Raw genomic sequence first — 18,366 nt, forward strand, 5'->3', positions numbered from 1 at the left:
TCCGACAATGTGGGTCTGACATTACGCCAGGCAATCAATTTTACTCAATGTTGTATGTAAGCTTTCGTGTGGCTTACCACTGCAATTAAGGATATTAAATGCCTGTAATTACTCTTCCTGATGGCAGCCAGCGCACCTACGATCGCGCAGTCAGCGTGATGGATATTGCGCTGGATATCGGGCCTGGCCTGGCGAAAGCCTGTATTGCCGGACGCGTTAACGGTCAACTGGTGGATGCGGTCGATCCCATCACCGAAGATGCCTCTGTGGCCATCATTACCGCAAAAGATGAAGCGGGTCTGGAGATTATTCGCCACTCCTGCGCGCATCTGCTGGGGCACGCTATTAAACAGCTCTGGCCCAACACCAAAATGGCGATCGGTCCGGTTATCGACAACGGCTTCTATTATGACGTCGATCTCGATCATACCCTGACGCAGGAAGATATCGACGCGCTGGAAAAACGTATGCACCAGCTGGCCGAAACTAACTACGACGTTGTGAAAAAGGTCGTCAGCTGGCAGCAGGCGCGCGACGTGTTCGCCGAGCGCGGCGAGAGCTATAAAATTACTATTCTGGATGAGAACATCAGCCACGACGATCGTCCTGGCCTTTATCATCACGAAGAATATATCGACATGTGCCGCGGTCCGCACGTGCCGAATATGCGTTTCTGCCACCACTTCAAGCTGCAGAAAATCGCGGGCGCCTACTGGCGCGGCGACAGCAATAACAAAATGCTGCAGCGTATCTACGGCACGGCCTGGGCGGATAAAAAGCAGCTCAACGCCTATCTGCAGCGTCTGGAAGAGGCGGCGAAGCGCGACCACCGTAAAATCGGCAAGCAGCTCGACCTCTACCATATGCAGGAAGAGGCACCCGGCATGGTTTTCTGGCATAATGACGGCTGGACTATCTTCCGCGAGCTGGAAGTGTTCGTGCGCAGCAAGCTGAAAGAGTACCAGTACCAGGAAGTAAAAGGTCCGTTTATGATGGATCGCGTGCTGTGGGAAAAAACCGGGCACTGGGAAAACTACAAAGAGGCGATGTTTACCACCTCTTCAGAAAACCGTGAATACTGCATCAAGCCGATGAACTGTCCGGGCCACGTGCAGATCTTTAATCAGGGGCTGAAGTCCTACCGCGATCTGCCGCTGCGCATGGCGGAGTTCGGCAGCTGTCACCGCAACGAGCCGTCAGGCGCGCTGCACGGCCTGATGCGCGTACGCGGCTTTACCCAGGATGACGCCCACGTCTTCTGTACGGAAGATCAGGTGCGTGACGAAGTGAACAGCTGTATCCGCATGGTCTATGACATGTACAGCACCTTCGGCTTCGAAAAGATCGTGGTGAAACTCTCCACGCGTCCTGAGAAGCGTATCGGCACCGACGAAATGTGGGACCGCGCCGAAGAAGATTTAGCCGCTGCGCTGAATGAAAACGAAATTCCGTTTGAATTCCAGCCCGGAGAAGGTGCATTCTACGGCCCGAAAATTGAATTTACGCTTTACGACTGTCTCGATCGCGCCTGGCAGTGCGGCACAGTTCAGCTAGACTTTTCCCTGCCAAAACGTCTGGACGCCACGTATGTGGGCGAAAACAACGATCGTCAGACGCCGGTTATGATTCACCGCGCGATTCTCGGCTCTATGGAGCGCTTTATTGGCATCCTGACCGAAGAGTTCGCCGGTTTCTTCCCGACGTGGCTGGCGCCGATGCAGGCGGTGGTGATGAATATCACCGATGGACAGGCAGAATATGTCGACATGTTGACACGCAAATTGCAGAATGCTGGCATTCGTGTGAAAGCAGACTTGAGAAACGAGAAGATAGGCTTTAAAATCCGCGAGCACACATTGCGTCGCGTCCCTTATATGCTGGTTTGCGGTGACAAAGAGGTGGAAGCAGGCAAAGTTGCCGTTCGCACCCGCCGCGGTAAAGACCTCGGGACGATGGATGTCGATGTGTTTGTTGAGAAGCTGCAACAAGAGATTCGCAGCCGCAATCTTCACCAATTAGAGGAATAAGGTTATTAAAGGCGGAAAACGAGTACAACCGACGCGTCCGAATCGAATCAACGGTGAAATCCGTGCCACTGAAGTACGCTTAACTGGCGTGGATGGCGAACAGATTGGTATTGTCAGCCTTCGCGAAGCTATTGAAAAAGCTGAAGAAGCGGGTGTTGATTTAGTAGAAATCAGCCCCAACGCCGAACCGCCGGTGTGCCGTATTATGGATTACGGCAAGTTCCTTTATGAAAAAAGCAAATCTTCTAAGGAACAGAAGAAGAAGCAAAAAGTTATCCAGGTTAAGGAAATTAAATTCCGTCCTGGTACCGATGAAGGCGACTATCAGGTAAAACTCCGCAGCCTGATTCGTTTTCTGGAAGAAGGCGATAAAGCCAAAATCACGCTGCGTTTTCGCGGTCGTGAGATGGCGCACCAACAGATCGGTATTGAAGTGCTTAACCGCGTGAAAGAAGATCTGACCGAACTGGCAGTAGTCGAATCCTTCCCATCGAAGATCGAAGGCCGCCAGATGATTATGGTGCTCGCTCCCAAGAAGAAACAGTAGGCTTTCAAGTAACAATGACCGCGCAGCGTTCGCGCTGTGCGGTTCTTTGTTCGCCTGTCTGATTCGTTTTATTAACAATGCGAAGTGGATATTTTTAAAATGCCAAAGATTAAAACTGTACGTGGCGCGGCTAAGCGCTTCAAGAAGACCGCTTCTGGCGGCTTCAAGCGTAAGCACGCAAACCTGCGTCATATTCTGACTAAAAAATCAACTAAGCGTAAACGTCACCTGCGTCCGAAAGGTCTGGTGTCTAAAGGCGATCTGGGTCTGGTTGTTGCCTGCCTGCCGTACGCATAAGTTAACTTTTTTATAAATCTGCCTGAAACCTTTGCATAACGGCCGCTGGCCAGCAGGGGATAAGGGCATCACAGAATATTGATACAGGAGAGCTCACATGGCTCGCGTAAAACGTGGTGTAATTGCTCGCGCACGTCACAAGAAAATCTTAAAACAAGCTAAAGGCTACTACGGTGCACGTTCACGTGTATACCGCGTTGCCTTCCAGGCTGTTATCAAAGCTGGTCAGTATGCTTACCGTGACCGTCGTCAACGTAAGCGTCAGTTCCGTCAACTGTGGATTGCGCGTATCAACGCTGCAGCGCGTCAGAACGGCATCTCTTACAGCCGTTTCATCAATGGCCTGAAAAAAGCGTCCATTGAAATTGACCGTAAGATCCTGGCTGACATCGCTGTATTCGACAAAGTGGCATTCACTGCACTGGTCGAAAAAGCAAAATCAGCTCTGGCGTAAGTCAGATGAAAAAGGGAGCTTGCTCCCTTTTTTATTGCTTGTAACTCAAGCAAAAGATTGACATTTTCATCGCTGGGCTTTTCAATAGTACCCTCAGAATCCCAGCAAGGTAACGCAAGCATGCACGCTGCTATTTTCCGTTTCTTTTTTTACTTTAGCACCTGACTCTCAGGGGCTTTTGCGCATAGAAAAGAAACGAAAAATCGCGCCGAAAGCCTCCCTCGTGGAGGCTTTCGTGTTTCTGGCGAAGCATATTGGACGGCAACGTCCCAACGAGAACTGACCAGCCCGCCTGGAAGAAGAGGAAACCATGTCCCAACTCGCAGAACTGGTGGCCCGCGCCACAGCCGCTATCGACGAGGCGACGGATATCGCCACCCTTGACGCGGTGCGCGTCGAATATACCGGTAAAAAAGGCCATCTGACGCAGCTGATGACGACGCTGCGCGAGCTGCCGCCGGAAGAGCGTCCGGCTGCGGGCGCGGTGATCAACGACGCCAAGCAGCAGGTGCAGGAGCGACTTAACGCTCGCAAAGAGACGCTGGAGTCCGCCGCGCTCAATGCGCGTCTGGCCGCCGAGACCATCGACGTTTCCCTGCCGGGCCGCCGTACGGAAAATGGCGGTCTGCATCCGGTAACGCGCACCATCGATCGCATCGAAACCTTTTTCGGCGAACTGGGTTTCGCGGTGGTGACCGGTCCGGAAATCGAGGATGACTACCATAACTTCGACGCGCTGAATATTCCCGGCCATCACCCGGCACGCGCCGATCACGACACCTTCTGGTTCGACGCCACGCGGCTGCTGCGCACTCAGACCTCCGGCGTGCAGATCCGCACCATGAAAAATCAGCAGCCGCCGATTCGCATCATCGCGCCGGGCCGCGTCTATCGCAACGATTACGACCAGACGCATACCCCGATGTTCCACCAGATGGAAGGGCTGATCGTCGACAAGAACATCAACTTTACCAACCTGAAAGGCACGCTGAACGATTTCCTGCGCAACTTCTTTGAGGAAGATTTGCAGATCCGTTTCCGTCCTTCCTACTTCCCGTTCACCGAACCTTCGGCGGAAGTGGACGTGATGGGCAAAAACGGCAAATGGCTGGAAGTGCTGGGCTGCGGCATGGTGCACCCGAACGTTTTGCGCAACGTTGGTATCGATCCGGAAATCTACTCCGGCTTCGCCTTCGGTATGGGCATGGAGCGACTTACCATGCTGCGTTACGGCGTGACCGACTTGCGCGCCTTCTTCGAAAATGATTTACGTTTCCTCAAACAATTTAAATAAGGGCAGGTTATCCAATGAAATTCAGTGAACTCTGGTTACGCGAATGGGTAAACCCGGCTCTGGACAGCGCTGCCCTTTCTGAACAGATCACCATGGCCGGTCTGGAAGTGGACGGCGTGGAGCCGGTTGCCGGCGCGTTTCACGGCGTGGTCGTCGGTGAAGTGGTGGAGTGCGGCCAGCACCCGAACGCCGACAAGCTGCGCGTGACTAAAGTCAACGTCGGCGGCGATCGTCTGCTGGATATCGTCTGCGGCGCGCCGAACTGCCGTCAGGGGCTGAAGGTGGCGGTCGCCACCGTCGGTGCCGTACTGCCGGGCGATTTTAAAATTAAAGCGGCTAAGCTGCGCGGCGAACCTTCGGAAGGCATGCTCTGTTCTTTCTCTGAGCTGGGCATTTCCGACGATCACAGCGGCATTATCGAACTGCCGGGCGATGCGCCGATCGGCATGGATATCCGCGACTATCTGAAGCTGGACGATAACACCATTGAGATCAGCGTGACGCCGAACCGTGCCGACTGCCTCGGCATTATCGGTATTGCGCGCGATGTGGCGGTGCTGAATAGCCTGCCGCTTACCGCGCCCGCGATCGAGCCGGTAGCCGCCACCATCGGCGACACCTTCCCGATCCGCGTTGACGCCACCGACGCCTGCCCGCGCTATCTGGGCCGCGTGGTAAAAGGTATCAACGTCAAGGCTGCCACGCCGCTCTGGATGCGTGAAAAGCTGCGCCGCTGCGGCATCCGCTCTATCGATCCGGTGGTGGATATCACCAACTACGTACTGCTTGAGCTGGGTCAGCCGATGCACGCCTTCGATCTTGACCGCATTGACGGCGGCATCGTGGTGCGCATGGCGGAAGAGGGCGAAACCCTGACGCTGCTCGACGGCAGCGAAGCGAAGCTCAGCAGCGATACGCTGGTTATCGCCGATCACCATAAAGCGCTGGCGATGGGCGGCATATTCGGCGGCGAGCATTCCGGCGTGAATGAAGAGACGCAGAACATCCTGTTTGAGTGCGCCTGGTTCGAGCCGCTGGCGATCACTGGCCGCGCGCGTCGTCACGGCCTGCACACCGATGCCTCGCACCGCTACGAGCGCGGTGTCGATCCGGCGCTGCAGTACAAAGCTATTGAGCGCGCCACTCAGCTGCTGCTGGAAATCTGCGGCGGCCAGGCTGGCCCGGTTATCGACCAGACGCATGAAGCGGCGTTGCCGCCGCGCGCCACCATCACGCTGCGCCGCGAGAAGCTGGATCGCCTGATTGGCCATGTTGTTACCGATGAGCAGGTGACCGACATTCTGACGCGTCTCGGCTGCGACGTGACGGCAGGCCAGGGCGAGTGGAAAGCGGTCGCGCCGAGCTGGCGCTTCGACATGGCGATTGAAGAAGATCTGATTGAAGAGGTCGCGCGTGTCTACGGTTATAACAATATCCCGAACGTGCCGGTACAGGCTGGCCTGGTGATGACTCAGCATCGCGAAGCGAATCTGTCGCTGAAGCGCGCGAAAAATATGCTGGTGGATAAAGGCTATCAGGAAGCGATCACCTACAGCTTCGTCGATCCGAAAATGCAGCAGCTGCTGCACCCGGGCGAAGAGGCGCTGATCCTGCCAAGCCCGATCTCCAGCGATATGTCGGCGATGCGCCTGTCGCTGTGGACCGGTCTGCTGAGCGCCGTGGTCTACAACCAGAACCGCCAGCAGAGCCGTGTGCGCCTGTTTGAGAGCGGTTTGCGCTTTGTACCTGATACCCAGGCTGATTTAGGCATCCGTCAGGATCTTATGCTGGCGGGCGTGCTGAGCGGCAACCGCAACGAAGAGCACTGGGATCTGGCGCGTCAGACGGTTGACTTCTATGATTTGAAAGGTGATTTGGAATCGCTGCTCGATTTAACCGGCAAGCTGGACGACATTCGCTTCCGCGCCGAAGCTAATCCAGCGCTTCATCCGGGACAGAGCGCAGCAATTTATTTGCATGATGAACGAATCGGATTTATCGGTGTGGTTCATCCTGAGCTGGAACGTAAGCTGGATCTCAATGGTCGCACCTTAGTCTTTGAACTGCTTTGGAATAAGGTCGCAGACCGCGTCCTGCCTGATGCGCGCGAGATTTCACGCTTCCCGGCGAACCGTCGCGATATCGCCGTGGTGGTGGCTGAAAACGTCCCCGCAGCAGATATCATCGCCGAGTGTAAGAAAGTTGGCGTAAATCAGGTAGTTGGCGTAAACTTGTTTGACGTGTACCGCGGTAAGGGTGTTGAAGAGGGTTTCAAGAGCCTCGCCATCAGCCTGATTTTGCAGGATACCAGCCGGACACTCGAAGAAGAGGAGATTGCCGCGACCGTTGGCAAATGTGTTGCGGCATTAAAAGAGCGATTCCAGGCAACCTTGAGGGATTGAACCTATGGCGCTTACAAAAGCTGAAATGTCAGAGTACCTGTTTGAGAAGCTTGGGCTGAGCAAACGCGACGCGAAAGAGCTGGTGGAGCTGTTTTTTGAAGAGGTTCGCCGCGCTCTGGAAAATGGTGAACAGGTAAAACTGTCTGGGTTTGGTAATTTCGACCTGCGCGATAAAAATCAGCGTCCAGGCAGGAATCCAAAAACGGGGGAAGATATTCCGATTACTGCGCGCCGCGTGGTAACGTTCCGCCCGGGTCAGAAGCTGAAAAGCCGTGTCGAAAATGCTTCTCCGAAAGATAACGACTGACCGATTTCAGTGTTCTAAAAAGGCCGCGCAAGCGGCCTTTTTCATTTCTGCGCCGTGCGCGCTGTTTTCTTTCTGCACGCTCTCTTCACACTGTCAGCTTTTTGTAAGCATAGGGGAAATAAGCTGAAAATCCGCCTGCGCCGATAGTGACCCGTTAAAGGCTTTTGTTATAACTGCGCCGACAGATAACAAGAGACTACCTTGATGAAAAAAACCGCACTGCTTTTAAGCGTCCTGCTGGGGATGCCGCTGCTGGCGAGCGCTCATGCTCCGCATTATGACAACGCGCCGGGCGCTGGCGTCCATATTGGCGATCGCGATCATCGCGGCTACTACTGGGACGGCTATGACTGGCGTCCGGCGAAATGGTGGCAGGCGCACCATGGCCGCAATGTCGGACTGAAAGGGCCGCATGGCTACTGGAACGGCAACGGCTGGCAGGCGCAGCGCCCTGACCACGACAAGCCAATGGCGAAGCGCGACAACCCGTCGCATAACGATCATCCGACGCGCAACGACCGCGAGCCGGTGCCGCCGCGCGCTAACCACAACTGATCCTCTTTGCGGCGCCCTCCGGCGCCGCAAACGCCAGCCTTTCTTTTTCTGCCAATCTCTCTACAATCAAATCTCTGTTTTCTCAGCGAATCCTCGATTATGTCCCTGCTGGAGCAGCTTGCTCATCAGGCGGATCGCCGCAGCCGTCGCGTGCTGATGGCGCTGTGCCTTATCCTGCTGGCGTTAATTGTTCTCAGCCTGTGCGCGGGCGATAGCTGGATCGTCCCGGCCCGGTGGCTGAGCGACAGCGGTCAGCTGTTTGTCTGGCAGCTGCGTCTGCCGCGTACCCTTGCGGTGGTGCTGGTCGGCGCGGCGCTGGCAGTCTGTGGCGTCGTAATGCAGGCGCTGTTTACCAATCCGCTGGCGGAGCCGGGCCTGCTCGGGGTTTCTAACGGCGCGGGCATTGGACTGGTGCTGGGCGTGCTGTTCGGCAGCGGGTCGCTCTGGAGCCTGAGCCTGGCGGCGATGGCGGGCGCATTGCTGATCACCCTCATCCTGCTCCATTTCGCCCACCGGCAGCTCTCCGTAACGCGACTGCTGCTTACCGGCGTGGCGCTGGGCATTATCTGTAGCGCCATTATGACCTGGGCGGTCTACTTCAGCACCAGCCTGGATCTGCGCCAGCTTATGTACTGGATGATGGGCGGCTTTAGCGGTATCGACTGGCGTTATGGCTGGATGATGCTGGCGCTGCTGCCGGTCACCGCTGGGCTGATCGCCACCGCGCGCGTGCTCAATCTGCTGGCGCTCGGCGAAACCCCGGCGCAGCAGCTGGGCCTGTCGCTCTTTTTCTGGCGCAATACGCTGGTGCTGGCTATGGGCTGGCTGGTCGGCGTCAGCGTCGCTATGGCGGGTGCAATCGGGTTTGTCGGCTTAGTGATCCCGCACTTGCTGCGGCTGAGCGGCATCAGCGATCATCGCTATCTGCTGCCGACATCGGCGCTGGCGGGCGCGGGCGTACTGCTCGCCGCCGACATTATCGCGCGTCTGGCGCTGACCTCGGCGGAGTTGCCGATCGGCGTGGTGACCGCCACGCTGGGCGCGCCGCTGTTTATTGCGCTGTTAGTCAAATCTTCGCGCTAGCTTCGGCTGGCTTTCCGCATCCACGACAGGAGACTTTTATGGGCCTTTATCAAACTGAACTGATGACGATCGACGGCAAGAAAACCACGCTGGAAGAGTGGCAGGGCAAGGTGCTGCTGGTGGTGAACGTGGCGTCAAAATGCGGTCTTACCCCGCAGTACGAGCAGCTGGAGGCGCTGCAGCAGCAGTATCAGGCGCAGGGCTTCAGCGTGCTGGGCTTTCCCTGCAATCAGTTCCTTGAGCAGGAGCCGGGCAGCAACGAAGAGATTAAAACCTACTGCAGCACCACCTGGGGCGTGACCTTTCCCATGCTGGCCAAAGGCGATGTCAACGGCCCGGCGCGCCATCCGCTCTATGCGCAGCTGATCGCGGCGCAGCCGGAAGCGGTGCGCCCGGAAGGCAGCGGCTTTTACGAGCGTCAGGTCAGCAAAGGCCGCGGGCCGAAAGCGCCGGGCGATATTCTGTGGAACTTCGAGAAGTTCCTGATCGATCGTCAGGGTAACGTAGTGAAGCGTTTCGCGCCGGATATGACGCCGGACGACGCCATTATCCAGCAGAGTATTCAGCAGGCGTTGGCGTAACCGTGCTCATCAGCCTCAGGGACGCCGCCGTTCCCGGACGGCTGGCGTCTTTCTCAGCCGAAGTGGCCGCCGGCACGCTGCTGCATCTGGTCGGGCCAAACGGCGCGGGCAAAAGCACTCTGCTGGCGCTAATGGCGGGGATGCTGCCGGGCGAAGGAGAGATTCGGCTGCTGGGGCGTCCGCTGCGCGAATGGCGCGGCCCGGCGCTGGCACGGCTGCGCGCCTGGCTGCCGCAGCAAATCGCGCCGGGCTTTATGCCGGTTTACCACTATTTGCGTCTCCATCTGAGCGAGACGCAGTCAGACGCGCCGCTGACCGCGCTGCTGGAGAAGCTGCAGCTGCAGGACAAGCTGGCGCGTCCGCTGGCGCAGCTGTCGGGCGGCGAGTGGCAGCGCGTCAGGCTGGCGGCGGCGCTCGCCCAGATCGATCCCGCCCTTAACCCAGAGGGAAAAGTGCTGCTGCTGGACGAACCGATGACGGGACTGGATATTGCCCAGCAACACGCCGTCCACAGCCTGATTATCGGGCTGCAGCGCGCCGGCATCTGCGTTATCGCCAGCAGTCACGATCTCAACCATACGTTGCGTCATGCCGATAGCGTCTGGCTGATGGCGCAGGGCAGAGTGATGGCGCAAGGGGCACCTGCGGCGATCCTGACGCCCGAGCGTCTCAGCGATCTCTATGCTATCCCGTTTCGCCTGCTGGAACTGGATGGCCAGCCGCTGCTGACTGCGCAACCCTGACGGCCGCGTCTTGCCAGGCTGCGCGCCTGACGCTAGAGTGAGGCCGTTGCGATTAACAGAGGATGTGCGCGAATGCGGTTAGGCGTGTTTTTACTGGTGTTAATACTGGCAGGATGCAGCGGCCATCGCGCGCCGCCGGTGAACGGCCGTCTGTCTGATCCCATTATGGTGGTGGCGCAGCTCAACGAACAGCTGGGCCAGTGGCGTGGCACGCCCTATCGTTACGGCGGCATGAGTCGTGGCGGCGTTGACTGCTCCGGTTTTGTCTATCTCACCATGCGTGACAGGTTCGATCTGCAGCTGCCGCGCAGCACGCGGGCGCAGAGCGATATCGGCACGCGTATCAGCAAGGATGAGCTGCAGCCGGGCGATCTGGTATTTTTCAAAACTGGCCGCGGCGAAAATGGCCTGCACGTCGGCATATATGACCGCGACAACGCCTTTATTCACGCTTCCACCAGCCAGGGGGTGATACGCTCCTCGCTGGACAACGTTTACTGGCGCAAAGCCTTCTGGCAGGCACGGCGCATTTAAGGCAAATTACCTCTCTCTCAGAACGCCGTGCGCCGTAATAGCTGCGTAAATAGCAGCAAAAAATGCAGGTATATTTTAACTCTTATTTAAATTGGCACTTTACGCTGCCGGGAAATAATTATATCAATAAGACAGAGATTTAATTTTCTGGTAAAGGGTATTTACGCGACCGTTATTTGGCTTAGGGATCTGGCGCAGCGGGCAAAGCGAAATTTAACGGCAAAGATGTCCATCTCTTCCGGGGTTTGGTACTATTGCCTGCCTGATTTCGATGATATACGATGCGCCAGTCGCCACTTTATCTGGCTGTAAAAATGAAAGTTCATTTATCTGCCGACTATCAGTCGGAAATTTGGTTTTATCCTGCCTGCACAATTAGCGGGCAGCTGGTGGCCGTCGAGCTGGTTAGCCAGTTCGTGCATGAGACTGCGCCTGTCACCTTGCCGCAGGATTTGTTATTGCCGCAGCTTAATGAAACGCAGAGACTGCGTCTGCTGCAGCGCCAGATTAGCTTGCTGGAGCAACACTACGAGTTCTTCGAAAAGAATCATGTGCTGGCATTAATGCGAATTGATGAAAATCTGGCGCAAACGCTGCTGGCGAGTGAATTGCTGATACGTAAAATTAAGCAGCTTCCCTTTTTATTGCTGGACCTCAGCGAAACGTTTCCGCAGCTTTTAAACGGAATTAACGATCCTCTTATTTCTGCGCTAAAACAACAGTTCCGTTTATCATTATCTCATTTTGGTGCCGGTAAATCTTCGACTCGCGCCGTCTACGATAATCTGTTCGACTGCATCAAACTGGATAAACAATTTATTCAGGCACTGGCGAAACGTGCCTCTTTCCAGCCTTTTATTCAGAGCATCATTGATAACTTTTGCAGCCATACGCAGCTGATGATTATTTGCGGCATTGACGACAGAACGCTGCTCGATAAAACAGCGCCGCTGCAGGATGCCGTGCTGCAGGGCGCGCTTTTCCCGCCAGTAAAAGCCGAAGCGCTAAAGCGTCTGATTGCGAGCCAATGCTGCGCCCCTGATTAAGCCCGCCTGTTGTATTTGATTTCCCACCACTATACTTGCGGTGTCTCGCGCCTCTGCGCCGGGACGGCCCGATATCCGGTTTTTCACAGCGACGGTGGCCCTGATTTCGCCTGGCTGCCGCTCGGGAGAGTGTATGTTGTTTGATAACAGCTGGCAGCGCGAGCTGCCGGGATTCTATACCGCCCAGATGCCGACTGCGCTTAAGGGCGGCCGTCTGTTTTATCACAATGCGCCGCTGGCGCAGACGCTGGGCGTCGACCCGGCGCTTTTCGCCGGCGAAGGCCATGGCGTATGGCATGGCGCCGCGCTGCTGTCCGGGATGGAGCCGCTTGCGCAGGTCTATAGCGGACATCAGTTCGGCGTCTGGGCCGGTCAGCTGGGCGACGGCCGCGGCATTTTGCTGGGCGAACAACGCCTCAGCGCGGAACACAAAGTCGACTGGCATCTGAAGGGCGCCGGACTTACCCCTTACTCGCGTATGGGCGACGGACGCGCCGTGATCCGCTCCACGGTGCGCGAATTTCTCGCCTCCGAGGCGCTGCATCACCTGGGCATTCCCACCACGCGCGCCCTCGCTATCGCCATCGGCGACGAGCCGGTCTATCGTGAAACGCCAGAGCGCGGTGCGACGCTGATGCGCATCGCTGAAAGCCATCTGCGCTTCGGTCATTTCGAGCATTTCTTCTATAGCCAGCAGCAGGAAAAAGTAGAGCAGCTGGCGGATTATGCGCTGCGCCACCACTGGCCGCATCTGGTTAACGAAGCGGATAAATATCTTTTATGGTTTACCGACGTCGTTGAGCGCACCGCGCGCCTGATCGCCCAGTGGCAAAGTGTGGGCTTCGCGCATGGCGTAATGAACACCGACAATATGTCGCTGCTGGGGCTGACTATCGACTACGGCCCTTACGGTTTCCTTGACGACTATCAGCCTGGTTTTATCTGCAACCACAGCGATTATCAGGGGCGCTACAGCTTCGAAAACCAGCCGATGATTGGTCTGTGGAACCTGAACCGCCTGGCGCATGCGCTTTCCGGCCTGCTTAACGTCGAGCAGCTTAAACAGGCGCTGAGCCGTTACGAGCCGGAGCTGATGCGGGTATGGGGCGAACGTATGCGGGCGAAGCTGGGCTTCACGCAGCCTGACAGCGGCGATAACGCGCTGCTGGTGGAGCTATTATCGCTGATGGCGCAGGAGCACAGCGACTATACCCTGACGTTCCGTCTGCTCAGCGATACGCAGCCGCAGGACGCGCGTTCGCCGCTGCGCGACGAGTTTATGGATCGCGACGCCTTTGACCGCTGGTATCAGCGCTACCGCGCGCGTCTGCTGCAGGAAGAGGTTGCCGATGAAGCGCGACAGCAGCGCATGAAGGCCGCCAACCCGGCGCTGGTGCTGCGCAACTACCTGGCGCAGCAAGCGATCGACGAGGCGGAAAAGGGCGAAAGCGGGGCGCTGGCGCGGCTGCATCAGGCGTTGCAGCAGCCCTTTAGCGACGAAACGGCCGCTGAATATCGTCAGCGGCCGCCGGACTGGGGTAAGACGCTGGAGGTGAGCTGCTCCAGCTAGGCGGCTCAGAAGCGGCTGTTCACCGCCTCGGCCAGCAGCGACAGCACCGCTTCGCTGTCCTGCCAGCCGAGGCAGGGATCGGTAATCGACTGGCCGTAAACCAGCGGCTCGCCCGCGACCACTTTCTGATTTCCCTCTTCAATAAAACTTTCGATCATTACGCCCGCGACCGCGCGCGACCCGGCGCGGATCTGCTGCGCCACCTCGGCCGCCACCTCTTTCTGACGACGATGCTGTTTCAGGCAGTTTCCGTGGCTGAAATCGATGACCAGCTGCTCCGGCAGACTAAATTCACGCAGGCTGGCGGCTGCGGCGGCCACATCGTCGGCGTGATAGTTTGGCGCTTTGCCGCCGCGCAGGATAACGTGGCCGTGCGGGTTGCCGCTGGTCTGGTAAATCGTCATCTGGCCATCTTTGTCGGGTGAGAGGAACATATGGCTGGCGCGCGAGGCGCGAATGGCATCCACCGCAATGCGCACGTTGCCGTCGGTGCCGTTTTTAAAGCCCACCGGACAGGAGAGCGCTGAGGCCATTTCACGGTGAATCTGGCTCTCCGTCGTGCGCGCGCCAATCGCCCCCCAGCTGATCAAATCGGCGATAAACTGGCCGGTAACCATATCCAGGAATTCCGTCGCGGTGGGCAGACCGAGGCGGTTAATATCGAGCAGAATCTGGCGCGCCAGGTCGATGCCGCGGTTAACGTTAAAGCTGCCATCCAGATCGGGATCGGAGATCAGTCCTTTCCAGCCCACCACGGTGCGCGGCTTTTCAAAATAGGTGCGCATCACGATTTCCAGGCGATCGGCGTAGCGCTCGCGCAGCGCATTCAGCCGCTGCGCGTAGTCGAGCGCGGCGCGCGGATCGTGCAGAGAGCAGGGGCCGATAATCACCAGCAGACGCGGATCTTCGCCGGTCAGAATCCGGGCGATGCGCTGGCGCGCGCGGGTCACGTTATCCGCAATGTCGGCGGAGAGAGGATGGGCAGCGGCTAATGCGGCAGGCGTGATCAGGCTGCCGATGCGTGCCGTACGCAGTTCATCAGTTTTATTCATGAGCATCTCGAAAGCTTTTTCTTCGCAACGGTGACATACCGGGAAGTGATGATGATCACAATAAATTATTAGCCTGCGAATGCAACCCTATAAACTGAAATGATTTTTTGCCCAACGGCAGCGGCGGTTTACAAGCCGCTGCCGTTGGCTGCTCAGTACATGCGGCGCGTCAGGCCCATAATGTCGAGAATTTTGGTGGCGATCTCCTCCACCGAATAGTTGGTGCTGTTGAGATAGCGGATCTGGTGAGTGCGGAACAGCGCTTCGACTTCGCCCACTTCGAGCCGGCACTGGCGCATTGAGGCGTAGCGGGTATTTTCCGCCCGCTCCTGACGAATGGCGGCAAGCCGTTCCGGATCGATGGTTAAGCCAAACAGCTTGTGCTGAAACGGTCGCAGGGCGGCAGGCAGGCGGAGATTATCCATATCGTCGGCGATAAAAGGGTAGTTGGCGGCGCGGATGCCGAACTGCATCGCCAGATAGAGGCTGGTAGGGGTTTTACCGCAGCGCGAAACGCCCAGCAGGATGACCTGCGCATCCTCCAGGCCACGTAGCGAGATGCCGTCGTCGTGCGCCAGGGTATAGTCAATAGCGGCGATACGCGCGTCGTACTTGCCCAGGTTGCTGGCGTCGAGGCCGTGGGTGCGGTGCGCCACCGGTGCGGGCGCCAGGCCCAGCTCTTCCTGTAACGGCGCCACCAGCGCCTGCACGATGTCCTGGCAGAAACCCTCGCTCTGCATAATGATATCGCGCACTTCCGGCGTGACGATAGAGAAAAACACCAGCGGGCGAACGCCGCTTTTTTGATAGAGCGCGTTAATTTGCGCCTTCACCGCCTGCGCGCGCTGAACATTCTCGACAAAAGGCAGCGTCAGGCTATTGAACCCCACCGGAAACTGCGAAAGCACGGCATGTCCCAGCACTTCGGCGGTAATTGCGGTGCCGTCTGAAATATAAAAAACGCTTCTTTCGCTGCTCATGGCTTTTTACCTTATGCGTACAGAGATATCGGATAGGTTAGCAGCTTTAAATAGCGGTTTAAGCAAAATAAAAAATCCATATTTGAATTTTATGAACTTTTTGTTTTTTCTTGCCTGTTTTAGCCCGCGATGACGCCGTTAAAATAATGAAATGACGTTTTGAAATCATTTTCTGGGTGGCGGGTAAGGTCTGCGGGGAAATAAAACGGCTGCTCGTTGCGCAACAAAATCGCCACTAACTCAATGAATAATATAAAAAATCAAATCCATCATAGCCTTAGCGGAAAATAACCGATTTGCGCAACCAGTCCGAATTATTGGAATAATTCTTAATTTGCGAAATCTTGCGCGCTTTAACGATTCAACACTTAGTCATTAATTGCGCATTGTGCCAGGCTAATTTTGCGAATAGCTAAATTTTCCATGTGCCCATTCATTCTTAAAAGGATAATCTCGATGTCCATTACAGGCGAACAGCCGTTAGTGCTCTGGTATAACCAGCTTGGCATGCATGATGTCGATCGCGTGGGAGGGAAGAATGCCTCTCTGGGTGAAATGATTACGAATTTGTCGTCGCTGGGCGTCTCGGTGCCTAACGGATATGCGACCACATCTTACGCCTTTAATCAGTTCCTCGATCAGAGCGGCCTCAACCAGCGCATTTACGATTTACTGGACAAGACCAACATTGACGATGTCGATGAGCTGGCGAAAGCCGGTAAGCAGATCCGTCAGTGGGTCGTGGATACCCCGTTCCAGCCTGAGCTGGAAGCGGCTATTCGCGAGGCCTACGAGCAGCTCTCCTCCGACGATGCCGAAGCGTCCTTCGCCGTACGCTCCTCCGCCACAGCGGAAGATATGCCGGACGCCTCCTTCGCCGGTCAACAGGAGACCTTCCTTAACGTGCAGGGCTTTGACGCGGTCATGATCGCCGTGAAGCATGTTTACGCCTCGCTGTTTAACGATCGCGCTATCTCCTACCGTGTGCATCAGGGCTACGACCATCGCGGCGTAGCGCTGTCGGCGGGCATTCAGCGCATGGTGCGCTCAGATCTCGCGTCGTCGGGCGTTATGTTCACCATCGACACCGAATCGGGCTTTGATCAGGTGGTATTTATCACCTCTGCCTTCGGCCTTGGCGAGATGGTGGTGCAGGGCGCGGTTAACCCGGATGAGTTCTACGTGCATAAGCCGACGCTGGCTGCCGATCGTCCCGCTATCGTGCGCCGCAATATGGGCTCGAAAAAGATTCGTATGGTCTACGCCGATTCGCAGTCTCACGGCGAACAGGTGCGTATTGAAGACGTGCCGGAAACGGAGCGCGACCGCTTTTCGCTTACCGATGAGGAAGTGGAAGCGCTGGCGCGTCAGGCCGTACTGATCGAACAGCACTACAAGCGTCCAATGGATATCGAATGGGCCAAAGATGGCCACACCGGCAAACTCTTTATTGTCCAGGCGCGCCCGGAAACCGTGCGTTCCAATGGTCAGGTAATGGAGCGCTATAACCTGCAGGGCAAAGGCAGCGTGGTAGTGGAAGGGCGCGCCATCGGCCATCGCATCGGCGCCGGCGAAGTGAAGGTTATCCACGACATCAGCGAGATGAACCGCATTGAAAAAGGCGACGTGCTGGTAACGGATATGACCGACCCGGACTGGGAACCGATCATGAAGAAAGCCTCGGCGATCGTCACTAACCGCGGCGGACGCACCTGCCATGCGGCGATTATCGCGCGTGAGTTAGGTATTCCTGCGGTGGTGGGCTGCGGCGACGCCACTGACCGCCTGAAAGACGGCAACAAAGTGACGGTCTCCTGCGCCGAAGGCGATACCGGCTATGTCTATAACGATCTGCTCGATTTCGAGGTCACCAGCTCGCAGGTAGACGAAATGCCCGCGCTGCCGCTGAAGATCATGATGAACGTCGGCAACCCCGATCGCGCCTTCGACTTCGCCTGCTTGCCGAACGAAGGCGTCGGTCTGGCGCGTCTGGAGTTCATCATCAACCGTATGATCGGCGTGCATCCGAAAGCGCTGCTGGAATTTGATCAGCAGACGCCGGAGCTGCAGCAGCAAATCCGCACCATGATGAAAGGCTTCGACAATCCGGTGGAGTTCTATATTGCGCGCCTTACCGAAGGGATTGCGACGCTGGGCGCCGCTTTTGCGCCGAAGCGGGTAATTGTGCGCCTTTCGGACTTTAAATCGAACGAGTATGCCAACCTGGTCGGTGGTGAACGCTACGAGCCGGAAGAGGAGAACCCGATGCTGGGCTTCCGCGGCGCGGGGCGCTATGTGTCAGATAGCTTCCGCGACTGTTTTGCGCTGGAGTGCGAAGCGGTTAAGCGCGTGCGTAACGAAATGGGGCTGACCAACGTCGAAATCATGGTTCCCTTTGTACGCACCGTCGCGCAGGCGCAGGCCGTGGTCGAAGAGCTGGAACGCCAGGGTCTGAAGCGCGGCGAGAACGGCCTGAAGATCATTATGATGTGCGAAATTCCCTCTAACGCCTTACTGGCCGAGCAGTTCCTTGAGCATTTCGACGGCTTCTCTATCGGCTCGAACGATATGACGCAGCTGGCGCTGGGACTGGATCGCGACTCAGGCGTGGTGTCGGCGCTGTTCGACGAGCGCAATGACGCCGTCAAAGCGCTGCTGTCGATGGCGATTCAGGCGGCGAAGAAGCAGGGCAAATATGTCGGCATCTGCGGCCAGGGACCATCCGATCATCAGGACTTCGCGGCCTGGCTGATGGAAGAGGGTATCGATAGCCTGTCACTTAACCCAGACACCGTGGTTGAGACCTGGCTGTCGCTCGCTGAGTTAAGCAAAAGCGCATGATTGTTTAAGCTAAAATGCAGACAAAAGGCCAGCTTTGCTGGCCTTTTTACTTT

At 56.8% G+C, this 18,366-nt stretch carries 18 protein-coding genes; 16 read left to right on the top strand and 2 right to left on the bottom strand.

What is annotated here, in order from left to right; genetic code table 11:
- Positions 1-98 precede the first annotated feature (98 nt).
- From thrS to D7S44_RS04415, 15 genes are all read left to right on the top strand, one after another.
- A complete protein-coding gene (gene thrS, locus D7S44_RS04340; RefSeq protein WP_120452370.1) occupies positions 99-2,027 on the top strand; it encodes a threonine--tRNA ligase in 1,929 nt (642 codons plus the stop codon).
- Positions 2,028-2,031: 4 nt separating this feature from the next.
- Positions 2,032-2,574 (top strand): translation initiation factor IF-3, encoded by a 543-nt coding sequence (infC, locus tag D7S44_RS04345; RefSeq protein ID WP_033747527.1) that lies wholly within the window; start codon positions 2,032-2,034, stop codon positions 2,572-2,574.
- A gap of 99 nt (positions 2,575-2,673) precedes the next feature.
- Complete coding sequence (gene rpmI, locus D7S44_RS04350) at positions 2,674-2,871, top strand: 50S ribosomal protein L35 (protein ID WP_081137701.1); 198 nt, start codon at positions 2,674-2,676, stop codon at positions 2,869-2,871.
- A 97-nt stretch (positions 2,872-2,968) separates the two neighbouring features.
- The gene (rplT, locus tag D7S44_RS04355; protein WP_010616241.1) at positions 2,969-3,325 is read left to right on the top strand and encodes a 50S ribosomal protein L20; all 357 of its coding nucleotides are present in this window, start codon (positions 2,969-2,971) and stop codon (positions 3,323-3,325) included.
- A gap of 120 nt (positions 3,326-3,445) precedes the next feature.
- Positions 3,446-3,490, top strand: a complete 45-nt coding sequence (gene pheM, locus D7S44_RS23740; RefSeq protein WP_123912837.1) for a pheST operon leader peptide PheM — start codon at positions 3,446-3,448, stop codon at positions 3,488-3,490.
- A gap of 145 nt (positions 3,491-3,635) precedes the next feature.
- Positions 3,636-4,619, top strand: a complete 984-nt coding sequence (pheS, locus tag D7S44_RS04370; protein ID WP_120452375.1) for a phenylalanine--tRNA ligase subunit alpha — start codon at positions 3,636-3,638, stop codon at positions 4,617-4,619.
- A gap of 14 nt (positions 4,620-4,633) precedes the next feature.
- Positions 4,634-7,021 carry a phenylalanine--tRNA ligase subunit beta gene (gene pheT, locus D7S44_RS04375; RefSeq protein ID WP_120452377.1) on the top strand — a complete coding sequence of 796 codons (2,388 nt, stop codon included), beginning with the start codon at positions 4,634-4,636 and terminating at the stop codon, positions 7,019-7,021.
- 4 nt (positions 7,022-7,025) lie between these two features.
- A complete protein-coding gene (ihfA, locus tag D7S44_RS04380) occupies positions 7,026-7,328 on the top strand; it encodes an integration host factor subunit alpha (protein ID WP_033747517.1) in 303 nt (100 codons plus the stop codon).
- Positions 7,329-7,532: 204 nt separating this feature from the next.
- Positions 7,533-7,883 carry a DUF2502 domain-containing protein gene (locus D7S44_RS04385; RefSeq protein ID WP_120452379.1) on the top strand — a complete coding sequence of 117 codons (351 nt, stop codon included), beginning with the start codon at positions 7,533-7,535 and terminating at the stop codon, positions 7,881-7,883.
- 99 nt (positions 7,884-7,982) lie between these two features.
- Positions 7,983-8,966 carry a vitamin B12 ABC transporter permease BtuC gene (gene btuC, locus D7S44_RS04390; RefSeq protein WP_120452381.1) on the top strand — a complete coding sequence of 328 codons (984 nt, stop codon included), beginning with the start codon at positions 7,983-7,985 and terminating at the stop codon, positions 8,964-8,966.
- Positions 8,967-9,004: 38 nt separating this feature from the next.
- The gene (locus D7S44_RS04395; protein ID WP_120452383.1) at positions 9,005-9,547 is read left to right on the top strand and encodes a glutathione peroxidase; all 543 of its coding nucleotides are present in this window, start codon (positions 9,005-9,007) and stop codon (positions 9,545-9,547) included.
- Positions 9,548-9,549: 2 nt separating this feature from the next.
- Positions 9,550-10,290 carry a vitamin B12 ABC transporter ATP-binding protein BtuD gene (gene btuD / locus D7S44_RS04400; RefSeq protein WP_120452385.1) on the top strand — a complete coding sequence of 247 codons (741 nt, stop codon included), beginning with the start codon at positions 9,550-9,552 and terminating at the stop codon, positions 10,288-10,290.
- A gap of 72 nt (positions 10,291-10,362) precedes the next feature.
- Entirely contained in the window at positions 10,363-10,824 is a 462-nt protein-coding gene (locus D7S44_RS04405; RefSeq protein WP_120452387.1) for a C40 family peptidase, read from the top strand.
- 314 nt (positions 10,825-11,138) lie between these two features.
- Positions 11,139-11,870, top strand: a complete 732-nt coding sequence (locus D7S44_RS04410; RefSeq protein ID WP_120452871.1) for an EAL domain-containing protein — start codon at positions 11,139-11,141, stop codon at positions 11,868-11,870.
- 133 nt (positions 11,871-12,003) lie between these two features.
- On the top strand, positions 12,004-13,440 hold the full coding sequence (locus tag D7S44_RS04415) for a protein adenylyltransferase SelO (RefSeq protein WP_120452389.1): 1,437 nt from the start codon (positions 12,004-12,006) through the stop codon (positions 13,438-13,440).
- 5 nt (positions 13,441-13,445) lie between these two features.
- Here the strand turns inward: D7S44_RS04415 and D7S44_RS04420 are convergent, their stop codons facing one another.
- Together D7S44_RS04420 and ppsR are read right to left on the bottom strand one after the other, a co-directional pair.
- Positions 13,446-14,492: a 3-deoxy-7-phosphoheptulonate synthase gene (locus D7S44_RS04420; protein ID WP_120452873.1), complete on the bottom strand. Its 1,047-nt coding sequence runs from the start codon at positions 14,490-14,492 to the stop codon at positions 13,446-13,448.
- A 152-nt stretch (positions 14,493-14,644) separates the two neighbouring features.
- Positions 14,645-15,472 carry a posphoenolpyruvate synthetase regulatory kinase/phosphorylase PpsR gene (ppsR, locus tag D7S44_RS04425; RefSeq protein WP_120452391.1) on the bottom strand — a complete coding sequence of 276 codons (828 nt, stop codon included), beginning with the start codon at positions 15,470-15,472 and terminating at the stop codon, positions 14,645-14,647.
- Between the two features lie 456 nt (positions 15,473-15,928).
- On the opposite strand from ppsR, the gene ppsA reads away from it, so the two are divergent.
- Positions 15,929-18,313 (top strand): phosphoenolpyruvate synthase, encoded by a 2,385-nt coding sequence (gene ppsA / locus D7S44_RS04430; RefSeq protein WP_120452392.1) that lies wholly within the window; start codon positions 15,929-15,931, stop codon positions 18,311-18,313.
- Positions 18,314-18,366: the final 53 nt, after the last annotated feature.

The sequence above is a fragment of the Pantoea piersonii genome (genome assembly GCF_003612015.1).
Taxonomy (GTDB): domain Bacteria; phylum Pseudomonadota; class Gammaproteobacteria; order Enterobacterales; family Enterobacteriaceae; genus Pantoea; species Pantoea piersonii.